The following is a 555-nucleotide window of genomic DNA, read 5'->3' on the forward strand; positions in this document are numbered from 1 at the left end:
CCGAGGCGCGCGAGCACCTGGTGGCCGGTCACCGGTGGGTGGTGCTGGAGCGGCTGGTGGACGGTCTGGGGTCGGCCCGGGGTCGGGTTGCGGTGGACGAGTTGGTGGCTGCCGAGGCTCGGGTGCGGGAGCTGGTCGAGTCGGGTGTGGCTGCGGATGTGGTGGCGGTTGCGGTGGCGGCGCGGGAGGAGGCGCGCCGGGTGGTGGACGAGGTTGCCGGTGGTGCGCTGGGCGACGCGGTGCGGCTGGGGGTGTCCGACCGGGCGGTGGCGCGGGTGTTGCGTCGTCCGGTGGGTGTCGCGGCGCTGCTGCTGGGTCCGGCGCGGCGGGTGTGGGCGGCTGGTTCTGATCTGGACGGGTCGTGGAAGGAGTTGGTGGAGCGGCGCGCACGGCTCACCGAGGCGGACCGGGCGATCGAGGATCTGTTGGCCACGGGGGTGCGTTGGCTGCTGAACCCGGTCGACGGCGGGCCTGTGCCTGCGGACGCGGCGGCGCGGATCGCCGAGGTGCTCGGGGTGCCCGAGGCGCTGGTCGGGTCGTGGGCTCTCGCCGAGG

At 75.5% G+C, this 555-nt stretch carries 1 protein-coding gene; it reads left to right on the forward strand.

The window, feature by feature from the left end; all coding sequences use genetic code 11:
* Positions 1 to 555: hypothetical protein (locus tag ACFPL3_RS42055; RefSeq protein ID WP_379591055.1), on the forward strand; the 555-nt coding region annotated here is incomplete at both ends.

This window comes from Pseudonocardia zijingensis (assembly GCF_042657305.1).
In the GTDB taxonomy this organism is placed as follows: Bacteria; Actinomycetota; Actinomycetes; order Mycobacteriales; family Pseudonocardiaceae; genus Pseudonocardia; species Pseudonocardia zijingensis.